General features: G+C 67.2%; 11 protein-coding genes and 2 pseudogenes. 4 read left to right on the top strand and 9 right to left on the bottom strand.

Translation table 11 applies throughout. From position 1 onward, the window contains the following. Positions 1-71 precede the first annotated feature (71 nt). A complete protein-coding gene (locus AC1ROD_RS00385) occupies positions 72-2351 on the top strand; it encodes an NADP-dependent malic enzyme (protein WP_492946284.1) in 2280 nt (759 codons plus the stop codon). Between the two features lie 22 nt (positions 2352-2373). Here AC1ROD_RS00385 and AC1ROD_RS00380 read toward each other — a convergent pair whose 3' ends face one another. The 3 genes and pseudogenes from AC1ROD_RS00380 to AC1ROD_RS00370 form a co-directional block, all read right to left on the bottom strand. Further along, positions 2374-4125 (bottom strand): AmpG family muropeptide MFS transporter, encoded by a 1752-nt coding sequence (locus AC1ROD_RS00380; protein ID WP_492946283.1) that lies wholly within the window; start codon positions 4123-4125, stop codon positions 2374-2376. Positions 4126-4155: 30 nt separating this feature from the next. After that, a complete protein-coding gene (locus AC1ROD_RS00375) occupies positions 4156-5727 on the bottom strand; it encodes a response regulator (protein ID WP_492946282.1) in 1572 nt (523 codons plus the stop codon). 127 nt (positions 5728-5854) lie between these two features. After that, positions 5855-6559: pseudogene (locus AC1ROD_RS00370) on the bottom strand (ATP-binding protein); the annotation flags it as partial. A gap of 62 nt (positions 6560-6621) precedes the next feature. Here AC1ROD_RS00370 and AC1ROD_RS00365 point away from each other — a divergent pair. Beyond that, positions 6622-7062, top strand: a complete 441-nt coding sequence (locus AC1ROD_RS00365) for a hypothetical protein (RefSeq protein ID WP_492946281.1) — start codon at positions 6622-6624, stop codon at positions 7060-7062. A 318-nt stretch (positions 7063-7380) separates the two neighbouring features. Here AC1ROD_RS00365 and AC1ROD_RS00360 read toward each other — a convergent pair whose 3' ends face one another. Then, the gene (locus AC1ROD_RS00360) at positions 7381-8343 is read right to left on the bottom strand and encodes an IS1595 family transposase (RefSeq protein ID WP_492946280.1); all 963 of its coding nucleotides are present in this window, start codon (positions 8341-8343) and stop codon (positions 7381-7383) included. 99 nt (positions 8344-8442) lie between these two features. Between AC1ROD_RS00360 and AC1ROD_RS00355 the strand changes: the two genes are divergently transcribed. Beyond that, positions 8443-8667, top strand: coding sequence for a DUF6471 domain-containing protein (locus AC1ROD_RS00355; protein ID WP_492946279.1), 225 nt, complete (start codon positions 8443-8445; stop codon positions 8665-8667). Further along, entirely contained in the window at positions 8622-9494 is an 873-nt protein-coding gene (locus AC1ROD_RS00350; protein WP_492946278.1) for a hypothetical protein, read from the top strand. The genes AC1ROD_RS00355 and AC1ROD_RS00350 overlap by 46 nt, the downstream gene beginning before the upstream one ends. A gap of 72 nt (positions 9495-9566) precedes the next feature. Here AC1ROD_RS00350 and AC1ROD_RS00345 read toward each other — a convergent pair. The 5 genes and pseudogenes from AC1ROD_RS00345 to rsmI form a co-directional block, all read right to left on the bottom strand. Beyond that, positions 9567-10484, bottom strand: a pseudogene (locus AC1ROD_RS00345) (YifB family Mg chelatase-like AAA ATPase); the annotation flags it as partial. A gap of 64 nt (positions 10485-10548) precedes the next feature. Further along, a complete protein-coding gene (gene gshB / locus AC1ROD_RS00340) occupies positions 10549-11493 on the bottom strand; it encodes a glutathione synthase (protein ID WP_492946277.1) in 945 nt (314 codons plus the stop codon). Positions 11494-11561: 68 nt separating this feature from the next. After that, positions 11562-12377: a SirB1 family protein gene (locus tag AC1ROD_RS00335; protein ID WP_492946276.1), complete on the bottom strand. Its 816-nt coding sequence runs from the start codon at positions 12375-12377 to the stop codon at positions 11562-11564. 43 nt (positions 12378-12420) lie between these two features. Further along, entirely contained in the window at positions 12421-12846 is a 426-nt protein-coding gene (locus AC1ROD_RS00330) for a YraN family protein (RefSeq protein WP_492946275.1), read from the bottom strand. Next, a complete protein-coding gene (rsmI, locus tag AC1ROD_RS00325) occupies positions 12843-13718 on the bottom strand; it encodes a 16S rRNA (cytidine(1402)-2'-O)-methyltransferase (protein WP_492946274.1) in 876 nt (291 codons plus the stop codon). The genes AC1ROD_RS00330 and rsmI overlap by 4 nt, the downstream gene beginning before the upstream one ends. Positions 13719-13759: the final 41 nt, after the last annotated feature.

Below are 13759 nucleotides of genomic sequence, written 5' to 3'. Positions count from 1 at the left end.
CCTCGCCAGCCTCGCTCTAGGACAGTCAGGGGTTCGACCCTGATCCTGACGACGCGCGCGAAAAGACCCTCATGCCCGACCTGACCGACAAACAGACCTTCTCCGATCAGGACGCGCTGGATTTCCACAAGGTTCCGACGCCGGGCAAGATCTCCATGGCGCCCACCAAGCCGATGGCGACCCAACGCGATCTGTCGCTGGCCTATTCGCCCGGCGTGGCCATTCCGGTGCTGGCGATCGCCAAGGATGCGGACCTCGCCTACGACTACACCTCCAAGGGCAATCTGGTCGCGGTGATCTCCAACGGCACGGCGATCCTGGGCTTGGGCAACCTGGGTCACATGGCCTCCAAGCCGGTGATGGAGGGCAAGTCGGTCCTGTTCAAACGCTTCGCCGACGTCGACAGCTTCGACGTCGAGGTGAAGACCACCGACCCGGAAGAGTTCATCACCGTCGTCAAGAACATCGGCGACACCTGGGGCGGCATCAATCTGGAGGACATCAAGTCCCCCGAATGCTTCGTGATCGAGTCGGAGCTGCAGGACCTGCTCGACATCCCGGTCTTCCATGACGACCAGCACGGCACGGCCATCATCTCGACCGCCGGCCTGATCAACGCCGCCCATATCGTCGGCAAGAAGCTGGAGGACCTGAAGGTGGTCCTGGCCGGCGCGGGCGCCGCGGGCCTGTCGTCCATCGCCCTGATGAAGGCCGCCGGCGTGAAGGCCGAGAACACCGTCATCGTCGACCGCGACGGCGTCGTCTACAAGGGTCGCCCGACGGGCATGGACCAGTGGAAGGCCGCCCACGCCACCGACACCCCGCACCGCACCCTGGCCGAAGCCATGGTCGGCGCCGACGTCGTCCTGGGCCTGGCCGCCAAGGGCGCGATCACCAAGGAGATGGTGGCCTCCATGGCCCCCAATCCGATCATCTTCGCCATGGCCAATCCCGATCCGGAGATCACGCCCGAGGATGTGCTGTCGGTCCGGACCGACGCCATCATCGCCACCGGTCGGTCGGACTATGTGAACCAGGTCAACAACGTCCTGGCCTTCCCCTATCTGTTCCGGGGCGCGCTGGACGTGCGCGCCCGCCGGGTCAATCACGAGATGAAGGTCGCCTGCGCCCAGGCCATCGCCGCCCTGGCGCGCGAGGACGTGCCGGACGAGGTCGCCGCCGCCTATTCGGGCCGCAAGCTGAAGTTCGGCCCCGACTACATCATTCCGACGCCCTTCGATCCGCGCCTGATCTGGTACATCCCGCCCTTCGTCGCCCAGGCGGCGATGGACACCGGCGTGGCCCGCCAGCCGATCGCCGACATGGAGGCCTATCGCAACTCGCTGCGCGAACGCGTCGATCCGTCCGCCGCTCTGATGCAGAAGATCTCCTCGGCCGTGCGCGCCGCCCCCAACAAGCGGGTGGTCTTCGCCGAAGGCGAGGAGACGCCGGTCATTCGCGCCGCCTGGGCCTTCAAACAGTCCGAACTGGGCACCCCGGTCCTGCTCGGCCGCGAGGACCTGATCCGCAAGAACGCCATCGAGGCCGGCCTCGACTTCGACGCCCTGGGCATCGAGATCGTCAACGCCCGCGTCAGCCACAAGAACGTCGAATACACCGACTGGCTCTACGCCAAGCTGCAGCGCCGCGGCTATCTGCGTCGTGACGTCCAGCGGATGATCAATCAGGACCGCAATTACTTCGCCGCCGCCATGGTCGCCCTGGGCGACGCCGATGCGGTGGTTTCGGGCACGACCCGGAACTTCAACATGGTCCTGCGTGAAGTGCGCCGGGTCATCGACGTCAAGGACCGGCTGATCGGCCTGTCGATCGTCCTGGCCAAGGGCCGGACCCTGTTCGTCGCCGACACCTCCATCCACGAACTGCCCGACGCCCAGGAACTGGCCGAGATCGCCGTCCAGGCGGCCTCCGCCGTGCGCAAGCTGGGCCGCACCCCGCGCGTCGCCTTCCTCAGCCACTCGACCTTCGGCGACCCGCCCGGAGAGCGCGGCGAGAAGGTGCGCGAGGCGATCCGCATCCTCGACGGCATGGACGTCGACTTCGAATATGAGGGCGAAATGCCGCCCGAACTCGCCCTCGATCCGGGCGCGCGCTCCAACTACCCCTTCATGCGCCTGTCGGCTGACGCCAATGTTCTGGTCATGCCGGCGATTCAGTCGGCCTCGATCTCGACGCGTCTGGTCCAGTCTCTGGGCGGCGCCACCGTGATCGGCCCGCTGCTGGTCGGGCTCGAGAAGTCGGTCCAGATCGTCAGCCTGGGCGCCTCGGTGTCCGAGATCATCACCGCCGCCACCTTCGCCGCCTATGAAGGCGGAGCGCCGGAGCTCTAGGCTCCGGCGTCGGCGCTTCCCATCAGGAAGGCTGGGCCTCGGTCGCGGCCTCGGCCTGCGCCGCCTCCTCGCGCGCCTTGGCCTCGGCCATGACGGCCGGCTGGCGTTTGGCGACATAGAAGGCGAGCACGATGGCGAAGATCCCGATCGCCGCCGAATAGAGGAAGAAGGTGAAGTAGCCGGCGCCCAAGCCCTGAACGGTCACGCCGCTCTTTGCCGCGCCCGCGACCAGCGACCCCTCCGGCAGGGTGTTGAACATCGGCTTGAACAGGCTGAGCGGCCCGCCCGCATCGGCCGCCCGGGCCGAGGTCTCGATGATCTTGCCCGACTGTGAGGCGATGATCTTGCCGGGCAGGGCGTAGAGCGAGCTGAACAGGGCGTACTGGGTCGCGGTGAAGCCGATCGAGGTCAGGCTGGACATATAGGCGATCAGGGCCGTGCCCGCGTAGCCGGTGGCGACATTGTCCACCCCGATGGCCACGAACAGGGCGCTCAGGTCATGCCCCTGGGTCGCCAGCCAGCCGAAGACCAGATTGGACACCGGGCTCATGAAGGCGCCGATGACCATGGTGCGGATCAGCCCCAGCTTGGCCACCGACCAGCCGCCGACGAAGACGCCGAGCGACAGCATGACCACTCCGAAGACCTTTCGCACCTCGGCGATCTCGATCTTGGTGAAGCCGAGGTCCTGATAGAAGGGGTTCATCATGTTCAGCACGAAGTCGGCCAGTCGGTAGAGGCAGATCAGGGCCAGGATCGGCAGGGCCAGTTTGGCGAAGCGCACGAAGAAGTCGGCCAGAGGCTGGCCGAAGGAGCCGGCCAGATAGGCGCCGGGGCGGGTCTTCACGCCGGGAATGGGCCAGCAGGCCACGGCCATCATCACGAAGCCGCCGATGACATAGGCGAACTGGATCAGGACGCCCGTGGCGGTGTTGTCCTCGAGCCCGGCCTTGATCGTCTCGGCGCCCGCGCCCAGCACGCCCCCGAAGGCCCAGAGCAGGGCGTCGGGCTTGTCGGTCAGGCCGGTGCCGATGATCAGGGCGGCGATGAAGATCAGGGCCAGTCGCACGATCCATTCGACGACCTGCAGCACGGGCCGGGCCGGGATGTCGCCGACCGGAATCTCGCGGATGGTGTGAGCTTTCTCGCGCGGGGCCAGCAGGACCCCGACCACGCCGATGGCCATCAGGGCTGCCATGACGGCGTAGGAGAAGTTCCAGTTATAGAGCTCGGCCAGCACCAGGGGCGCGGCGCCCGCGACGATGACGGCGACGCGGTAGCCCAGCTGATAGGCGGCGGCCATGGCGCCCTGACGGGCGTCGTCCGACACTTCGATCCGCCAGGCGTCGATGGCGATGTCCTGGGTGGCGCCGAAGAAGCCGACCATCAGGGCGAACAGGGCCACGCCGACCAGATTGGTCTGGGGGTTCTGCCCCGCCAGCATCCACAGGCCGAGCACGATCATGGCCTGGGTCGCCAGCATCCACGACCGGCGATGGCCCAGCCATTTGGTCAGGAAGGGAATATTGGTCCGGTCCAGCAGCGGGGCCCAGACGAACTTCAGCGCATAGGTCAGGGTGGCCAGGCCGAAGAAGGTGATCAGCTCCAGCGTCACGCCGGAATCGCGCAGCCAGGCGGTCAGGGTGTCGTAGATCAGCAGGTTCGGCAGACCCGCCGAAAAGCCCAGCAGCAGCTGGGCCATGACGCGTCGCTCACAATAGACGGCCAGACCGCCGAGGCGGCCGGCGGGCTTGGTGGTCACGGCGTCGGTCATGGGTCACTCCGGGGGCGACGCCCCCCGGCGTCAGACCGCGACCTTGAAGCGGTTGTCGCGGTTCGTCCAGCGGGTCAGGGCGGCGCGCAGGGCGTCGGGCTCCAGCGGCTTGACCAGATGGTCGTCCATCCCGGCCTCCAGACAGGTCTTGCGGTCCTCGGCGAAGGCGTTGGCGGTCAGGGCGACAATGGGGGTCCTGTCCCCGGCCGCGCGGATGGCCCGCGTCGCCGCCGGTCCGTCCATCCCGGGCATGCGCATGTCCATGAAGACCAGGTCGTAGCGGGCGCGTTTCATCGCGGCGACGGCTTCGTGCCCGGTGGCGGCGGTCTCGACGACACAGCCCTCGCGGCGCAGCAGGGTCTTGGCCAGAAGGGCGCCGACCGGATTGTCCTCGGCCAGAAGCACGCGAATGCCGGCGAAGCGGACAGGCACGACGCGGTCGTCCTCGGCGAGGGCCTTGCGCGGGGCGGCGTCATTGACGGGTTCGGCGGCCTGAACCGCGGCCAGAACCCGCTCGGCCAGGGAGGCGCGGCGCAGGGGTTTGATCAGATAGCCGTTGAAGCCGATGGCGCGGTAGCGGGCGATCAGCTCGCGCTCCGAAGGCTTGAGCAGGATCACGCCGCGGCCCGAGGCGGGCAGGGGGGCGACGGCGCCCGGACCGAATTCCTTCACCGCCCCGGCATGGTCGACCAGCACGATGGCGGCGTCATCGCTGGCCTCGCCGCCGCTGGCGACGATCTGGTCGGTGGCGGCCCGGGCCACGAAGGGGTCGGGCGAGCGGACGGCGACGGCGATGCCGGTCAGGGGTTTGCTACGGGCGGCCGCGCCGGCGACCGCGTCGAACACAGCCTCGAAACGGAAGCGCGATCCGGTGGAAATGTCGGAGTTGTCCTGACGTGGCCGGTCGGTGACGGCGACGGTGCCGCCCATGGCCCCGGCAAGCCGGCGGACCACGGCCAGGCCCAGGCCGGCGCCGCCGAAGCGCGTGGCGTCCGAGGCGTCGACATGGCCGAACTCCTCGAAGATGCGTTCGCGGGCCTCGGGCGGGACGCCGGGGCCGGTGTCATCGACGATGAAGGCCAGACGCGGCCGGGCGCGGCTGCCGCCGATGCGCTCGACGGCGATGCGGACGCCGCCCGCGTCAGTGAACTTGACCGCATTGCCGGCCAGATTGAATAGCACCTGCCGCAGCCGACCCTCGTCGGCCATGATGTCGGATACGTCGCCCGAAACGGACCAGACGATCTCCAGCCCCTTGTCGTGAGCGCGCGGGCTGAGCAGTTCGGCGACGCCGCGCACCAGGGCCTCGATCTCGACCGGGGCGGGATCGAACTCCAGCCGCCCGGCCTCGAGCCGCGCATAGTCCAGAAGATCGTTGACCAGACCCAGCAGATGTTCGGCCGACGATTGGGCGGCCTCGGCATAGGCGCGCTGGGCGCCGTCCAGACGGGTGCGGGTCAGAAGGCCCAGCATGCCGATCACCCCGTTCAGGGGCGTGCGCATCTCATGGCTCATCAATCGCAGGAACTGATCGCTGCCGTCCGTGCCGGAAACGGTCGGGGCCTCGGGAAGAGTGTCGGTCGTCTTCGCCCTTCGGGCCATGGTCGCGTCCGTGGATCGCCTTCGTCACGATCACCCTGCACCACCAAGGGTTAAGGCCGGTTCAAGCGTCCGGAGAATTGTCGCGGCCCGGAATGGGTCGGCGCCGGCCGCCAGTTACCCTGCGGGGTCACCAGGCGGGGAGGCCGGAAGGGGCGTCGGACAGGCCCGGGTCGTGGCGGGCGCGCTGGCGGTCGAAATCTTCCTGAGCCCCCGCCGAAGTACGGCGATAGATCAGGGCCTCGGCGATATGGCGGCGCAGGACCCCGGTAGAGCCCTCCAGATCGGCGATGGTGCGCGCCAGCCGCAGGGTCCGCGTCCAGCCGCGTGCGGTCAGACCTCCGGCCTCTCCAGCCCGCATCAGGAGCGCCCGGCCCGCCTCGTCGGGGGTGGCGAAGCGGTCGAGCACCTCGCCGGAGCAGCGGGCGTTGATCGCCTGATCCCGGGCCTGAACCGGATCGAGGCCGAGTTCGGCGACCCGTTCGGCCTGCATTGCCCGGGCGACGGCCACGCGGGCCGCGGCCTCCGCCGTGCCTTCGGACGGCGGCGGAAGGGCCATGTCGGCGGCGGTGACCGGCGGGGTCTCCACCGTCAGGTCGATGCGGTCAAACATCGGGCCGGAGATGCGGTTCTGGTAGTCGCGCTGGCAGCGCGGGGCCTTTCCGCAGGCGCCCTTGCCGAAGCCCCCGACGCCGCAGCGGCAGGGGTTCATGGCCGCCACCAGCTGGAACCGGGCCGGATATTTCACATGGTGGTTGGCGCGGGCGACCACGATCTCCCCGGTCTCCAGCGGCTGGCGCAGGCTGTCGAGCGCCTGGGCCGAATATTCCGGCATTAGGTAGCAAACACACCATGAACGATGACGACCGTCATTGCAAGCGGTGATAATCTGGCCGGATGGAACGTCCGAATACGATTGCTGGCCTAGAGGCCAAACGCCGCGAACTGGTGAAGCTCAAGGCGGTCCTGGAATCCGACGTGCGCAAGGTCACATGCGACCTCGACCACCTAGACGCCTGTATCCGGCTATTCGATCCTCAGGCCGACACGCGGGCCGTGAAGCGCTACGCCACCAAGCACAGGGCCAAGAAGGGCCAGATGCGCCGGTTCGTTCTGGACCGGCTCAAGGAGGCGACAGGGCCAATCACGTCGCGGGACATCGCGGAGGCGTGGGTTCAGGATCGGGGCCTGAACGCTGACGACGGGACCAGAATCATGATCAGGAAGCGCGTCGGCGCGTGCCTGACATCCCTGCGTCAGGCCGACTTTGTCCACAACTGTGGCACAGACGGTGAACACATCATGTGGGCACTTGAGCCCACTGCGGACGCAAGATGATGTAATTCCTAGAGAATTGAAAACACACAAGTTTTCGCCCCGGGGTTGGACTCCGGGGCGTAACTTCGGCTATATAATGGTTGCGCGATCAGTCGGGGGTCCATCCCGATTGTGGCGCGGCGGGTCTGACTACGGTCGAACTCGCTGGCAGTCGCTGAACGGTTGCGGCACACGGAGGCGGGGTTGGCTTTGGCTGATCCCGCCTTTTCACGTTGGATGTGTATACATCTGCCTTGACGCGCCGGTCAACGAGATTGTGCCGCCACCGAAGTCCCTTGCACACCCACAGTCACACCGTCGATCCAACGAGTGCCGCACTTACGCTGCTTTGCGTTGCCAATAGCCTTTCCATTGGCGGGACACAGGAGCGGCCATAGAGGCGGCGACAATCGCGCCGAACTGGACGCCGTTGGAGTTGCGGCGGAAGTCCTCGCGCCACGCCATTTCGGTCGCATAGGCGTTCAGGTACTTGCCCGCGATATGGTGGTGGATGCCGGTCTCGGCCCGACGCAGACGCGAGAAGAAGCTCTCCGCCATGTTCGTGCAGGCGCCAGCCGCCGAGTACGCTTCCGAGTGATTGATGCGATGCGTCGCGTAACGGGCGTGCAGGGCATCCCAGTGCGAGGCTTCGTCCGCGTGGATGGTCGTACCGGCTTCCACATTGGCGGTTACCAGAGCGACGCCTTGGGCTTCCGTCTGGGTGACGAAGGTGCGGGTCTCGCCGTCGCGCTCGCGCATGGCGACAACCACCTGACGCTTGCCGGATTGGTTCTCTGACAGGCGACGGTCGCGGCGGTTGGTCTTCTGGTTGGCCGGCTTCACATATCCGCCGAAGTACGCGCCATCGACTTCCACCGTACCGGCCAGCTTGTCGGCCTCGCGCGACAGAGCGATGGCCTCACGCAGCTTATGAGCCATGACGAAGGCGGTCTTGTACTGGACGTCGAGATCGCGGCTCAGCTGGAGGGCGCTGTAACCCTTCGCGCCGTTCGTGAAGATCGCGATGGCGGCGAGGATGTCGCGCATAGCCAGCTTGCGACTGGCGAAGATCGTACCGGAGGTCACGCTGAACTGCTTGAGGCAACCGGCGCATTTGAAGATCTGGCGCGTCGTCAGGTCGTAGATGTCCACGCAGCCGCACGACGGGCAAACCGGCTCGCCCTTGTTGTTCGCCCAACGGATGCCCTGGAACGTCGAACGGGCTTCGGCGTCGGACATGCGCATGACCTTCACCAGCGAGAGGGTCCGGGCGGCGGCTGAGAGGAGGAAGTGCTGAGACATCATCATATCCGGTGTGTATGCACTCAGATATGGTGTTATGAGACATCGTTGTCAATGGGGAAAACATCGCATATGATGATGTTTCACTAGGAGGCGATGATGTCCGAACGCGATTGGACCCTTGAGACCAAAAACCTGCTCAAGGCCGAGCTAAAGCGGAAGGGTGTCGGCTATCGCGAACTCGCGGAGAAGTTGACCGCTATGGGAATTCCCGAATCCGAGCGTAACCTTGCGAACAAGATCGCGCGGGGCGGTTTCACAGCGGCGTTTCTCGTTCAATGTCTGACAGCGATAGGCGTAACCAAGCTCAGCTTAGAACCGTAGCTGACACCCTAGCTTGGCTGGCGGTTGGCATCATCGCTCTCTACCTGTTCTCAAACCTTCTTCTTGGGATTCAAGCGGATCGGGCGACGGTACAGAGCGAAGCCCAAGCGGCCTGCGCAAAGGGCGAGGAGAAGGCCTGTAACGGCAGTTATGCGGATGTCAGGGCGGCCAACGCCGCCGAGCAAATGGTTGATCTTACGGTCATCCAGTTTCTCGCCGGGATCGTTGGCGTGGTGCTGGTCGGGCTGACGCTGAAAGCCACCAGGGACGCGGTTAAAGAAGCCAACGACGCCACCGAGGCCGCCAGAGAAGCGGTCCGCGTCACAGAGGAAGCGGCGAACCAGCAGCTTCGCGCCTATCTTCACCCTGAACACGTCCGCTTGGTCTGGACGGGCGAACATCCATTCTTTGTCATCCGGTGCAAAAACACTGGGCAGACTCCAGCGCTTCGATTTGACATTGGCGTCCATGCTGTCGTTACCACGCCTCCGGGAGGGAGCCGGGAATGGCCTGTACCCCCTGACAACGAGCTGACGTTTAACGGTTGGGCCGGACTGGGCGGCGGGTCCGACCGAAACTGTGCCGTCTATTTGAAAGACCCGACCCAGATCAGCAGGTCGGCGTTTGACAGCCAATCGGAGATTCTGATCCTGAGCGGGCGAATCTATTACGAGAACATTTTCGGACACGCGTACTTCACCGAGTTCGTTGCGTTCCGTAAGCCCGGCAGGTCCGAACCTCCCGAGGGCCAGACCGGCCTGAAGATGAGCTTCAGTGGTGCCGATATTCGCGCATATCAACGCGCAGAGTGTTACCCAGACGTTTGAAACGGTCATCTCACCCCCTCATATGGGGATGAAACATCATCACATCTGGTGTGTTTGATACATAATGCCGGAATATTCGGGCAGTTCGTCGAGGAAGAGGACGCCGTTGTGGGCCAGCGACGCCTCCCCCGGCTTGGCGCGCAGCCCCCCGCCGGTCAGGGCCGCCATGGAGGCCGAGTGGTGGGGCGCGCGAAACGGCCGTTCATGAGTCAGGGCGCCGCGCTCGATCATTCCGGCGACGGACCAGATGCGCGAGGTCTCCAGCAGCTCCTGCGAGGTCAGGGGCGGGAGCAGGCCCGGCATCCGCGCCGCCATCATCGACTTGCCCGAGCCGGGCGGGCCGATGAACAGCAGATTGTGGCCCCCGGCGGCGGCGACCTCCAGCGCCCGCTTGGCGCTCTCCTGTCCCTTGACCTCGCGCAGGTCCGGAACGCGCGTTCCGCCGACCACCGGCCCGCGTTCGGGCGCGCGCAGCACCTGGGTTCCCTTGAAGTGGTTGACCAGCCCGATAAGAGAGCGGGGCGCCAGCAGGGCCACGTCCCCTGCCCAGGCGGCCTCGGGCCCGTTGGCCTCGGGGCAGATCAGGCCCAGCCCCATGGCGTTGGCGGCCATGGCCGCCGACAGGCTGCCGCCCACCGCCGCGATCCGCCCGTCCAGCCCGAGCTCCCCGATCGCCGCCCAGCCTTCAAGCGCATCGGGCCCGATCACCCCCATGGAGGCCAGCAGGGCCAGGGCGATGGGCAGGTCGAAATGGCTGCCCTCCTTGGGCAGGTCGGCGGGTGCCAGGTTGGCGATGATCCGCCGCGACGGCAAAGCCAGGCCGATGCCGGCGAAGGCGCCGCGCACCCGCTCACGGCTCTCGGCCACCGCCTTGTCCGGCAGGCCGACGATGGCGAAGGAGCCCTCGGCCGCCCCGATCTGCTGCACCTGGACGTCGACGCGCCGCGCCTCAACCCCCTCGAACGCCACCGTCGCGATACTGGCCAGCATGGTCGCTCTCCCGCCCCGGAAGAGAACGAACCATGAACCTGAAAGTAATGCAACCCCGCGTGGTTTAACCCGCGCGTTTCGCCTCGATCGCGTCCCACATCAGGGCGGTGGCGTCGATGCCGGTGAACCGCTTCAGCTGCTGGGCGCCGGTCGGGGAGGTGACGTTGATCTCGGTCAGATAGTCGCCGATCACATCGATGCCGACGAAGATCAGCCCCTTCGCCTTCAGGGTCGGGCCGATGGCGGCGCAGATTTCCAGATCGCGGGGCGTCAGCTCGACCGGCATGGCCGTGCCGCCGACGTGCAGGTTCGACCGCACCGCGCCCTCTGCCGGCACCCGGTTGATGGCGCCGACGGGCTCGCCGTCGATCAGCAGGATGCGCTTGTCGCCCTTCGAGACGGCGGGGATGAATTTCTGGATCACCAGAGGGTCGCGCGACGCGCCCTGATGGATTTCGATCAGGGCGTCGAGATTGGGATCGTCGGCGCGCAGCTTGACCACGCCCGAACCGCCGTTGCCGTGCAGCGGCTTCAGCACCACGTCGCCGTGCTTCTTGTGGAATTCGGTCAGGGCGACCGGGTCGGAGGAGATCAGGGTCGGGGGCTGCAGGCCCGGGAAGGCCGTGACCATCAGCTTCTCGGGCGCCGAACGCACCTCGGCCGGGTCATTGACCACGAGGGTCTTCGGATGGACCGTCTCCAGCAGATAGGTGGCGGTCACATAGGCCATGTCGAACGGCGGGTCCTGACGCATCAGGATGACATCGACGTCCTCGGCCAGATCCAGCTTCACCCAGTCGCCGAAGCTCACATGGCTTCCCGCGACATGCTGCAAGGTTACCGGACGGGCGCGGCAGTAGAGACGGCCCTCTTCGAGCGCCAGGGTGCGGAAGTCATAGACCCAGATCGCATGCCCCCGGTCCTGCGCCGTCATCATCATCAGCCAGGTCGTGTCGACCTCGATATCAACCCCTTCGACGGGGTCCATCTGGACGGCGACCTTGAGCATGCTGGAGACCTTGCGCGGTGGAAGCTTGGGTAATGGGCGGCGAGGCCCGCAGGCGCAAGGGCGCCCCCCTAGTTCAGCCGCATCCTCAGACGGTCGAAGCTGGCCGTCTGGACCACCATATCCTGGCCGCCGACGATGCGGGCGCGGTGCAGGGCCTCGAGGGCGCCGTTGAGGGCGCCCTGTTTCTCGCGCGCGGCCGCGACGTCCAGCCAGGGCCGGTGGTCCTCGGGGTCGAGCAGGGCCCGGCGCATGGCCGAGCGTTCGGCGCCCTGAAAGTCCTCAGCCTTGATGGCGCGGCTGAACAGGACGTTCTGGAGGCGGATCAGGGCCTGACGGTCGGTGACCGGGGCCATCAGCAGGTCCAGCCGGTCGGCGATATGGGGCGTCAGTCCGGCCCGGAGCGCCCGGCGGCTGAGCTCCGACGGCAGGACGATGCGGCCCTGACTGAACGGGTCCAGCGCCACTGGCCCGGCCGGGGTCTCGACGCGCAGCAGGAAGTGGTTGGGGAAATCGACGCCTTGCGCCTCCAGCCCGGCCCGCTTGGCGGCGTCGAGATAGAAGACGGCGAGCGCCGCCGACAGGCCGCGCCGGCGCTCGGCGACGTCGATGACATCCGTATTGGCCGGGTCGTCATAGTGCAGCAGGTCGCCGTTCAGCCTCAGGTCGGCGGCCATGGTCTCGGCCAGGGCGTCGTCGGGGCTCTCGCGGTCGATCCGCTCCCTCAGACGGTCGGCGGCGTTGCGGGCCAGGGTTCGGACCGGATCGGTGTCGCGGAACGGATAGTCGTGGATGGCGCAGGCGATCGCGGCTTCCAGCAAGGGGAAGTCGTCGTCGTCGGCCCGACCGGCCTCGACCAGGATCGCTTCCGCTTCCTCGCGCGTCACGCTCTTCCCCAACCTGGGTTCAACCGGGATTTCTGCCTGAATTTCAGGGCCCGGGAAAACTTATGGCTGAAACATGGCGCGGAAATCGCCCGGGAGCCAGCGCCACCATATCGATTCTCAATTGATGCCCGGCCAAGCTGGGTCGTCCGTGCAACACTGCCCGGCCCGCCGCGAGCAGCCTTTGGTGCTGTTCCGGGGTCAGGGCGGTCAGCGCCGCCTCCAGGGTCGCGCGCCGTTTGACCTCGACCACGGCCAGGACCCGGCCGCGGCGCGCCAGGATGTCGATCTCCCCGCCGCGTCCCTTCAGGCGGAAGCCGAGGATCTGATAGCCCTTGAGCATCAGCCAGGCGGCGGCGGTCCATTCCGAGGCGTGACCCTGTCGAAACGCCTTGCCGCCCAGCGCCTGTCGCCATGCCGCCTTGGGGCGGGCGACGGCTTTCGGGGCTTTCAGGCGCTCCCGCCGGGTCATCCCTTGCCCTGAAGCTCCAGCGCCCGGCGGTACAGCGCCTTGCGTGGCAGGTCGAGCGCCTGGGCCACCTCGGACGCGGCCTCTCCGGTCGGCAACCGGGTCAGGGCCTCGATCAGGGCCGCATCGGCGTCTGCGGCCGAGGCCACCTCGACCGCGCCGGGCCCGATGACGATGACGATCTCCCCCTTGGGCGCATCGCAGCGCGGGTCGGCGGCCAGTTCGGACAGCGTGCCCCGGACCGCCTCCTCATAGAGTTTGGTCAGTTCGCGGGTGACGGCGGCGGGGCGGTCGCCCAGCACCTCGGCCATGTCGGCGAGGCTGGCGGCCAGACGCGGCCCGCTCTCGAAGAAGACCAGGGTCTGACGGCCCTGTTTGAGTTCGGCCAGCATGGTTTTCCGCGCCCCCGACTTGGGCGGCAGGAAGCCGGCGAACAGGAACCGGTCCGAGGGCTGGCCGGCGATGCACAGGGCCGCCAGCAGGCTCGAGGCGCCGGGGATCGGATGCACGGGCAGGTCGGCGGCGATGAAGGCGCGGGCCACCACGAAACCGGGGTCCGAGATCACGGGCGTGCCGGCGTCGGAGACCAGGGCCACGACCTGGCCTTCCCGCACCCGTTCGATGGCGATCTCGGCGGCCCGGGCCGAGGCGTGGTCGTCGCAGCGCTCCAGCTTCGCCTTCAGTCCATAGGCGGAGAGGAGTTTGGCGGTGACCCGGGTGTCCTCGGCCAGCACCAGATCCGCGGCGGCCAGGACGTCGAGCGCCCTCAGGGTGATGTCGCGCAGGTTCCCGATCGGCGTCGCCACGAGGTAGAGGCCGGGCGAAACGAGACGCGACGGCGGGGCGGTCGGCGGGAACAGGGCGGCTTCAGTCATGGCGCGGGACCGTGCCAGCCCGACGGCCTCAGGCCAAGCAC

The organism is Brevundimonas sp. GW821-FHT12E07 (assembly GCF_058807035.1).
The sequence above is the reverse complement of the archived record's forward strand: the minus strand, read 5'-3'. Positions and strand labels throughout refer to the sequence as shown.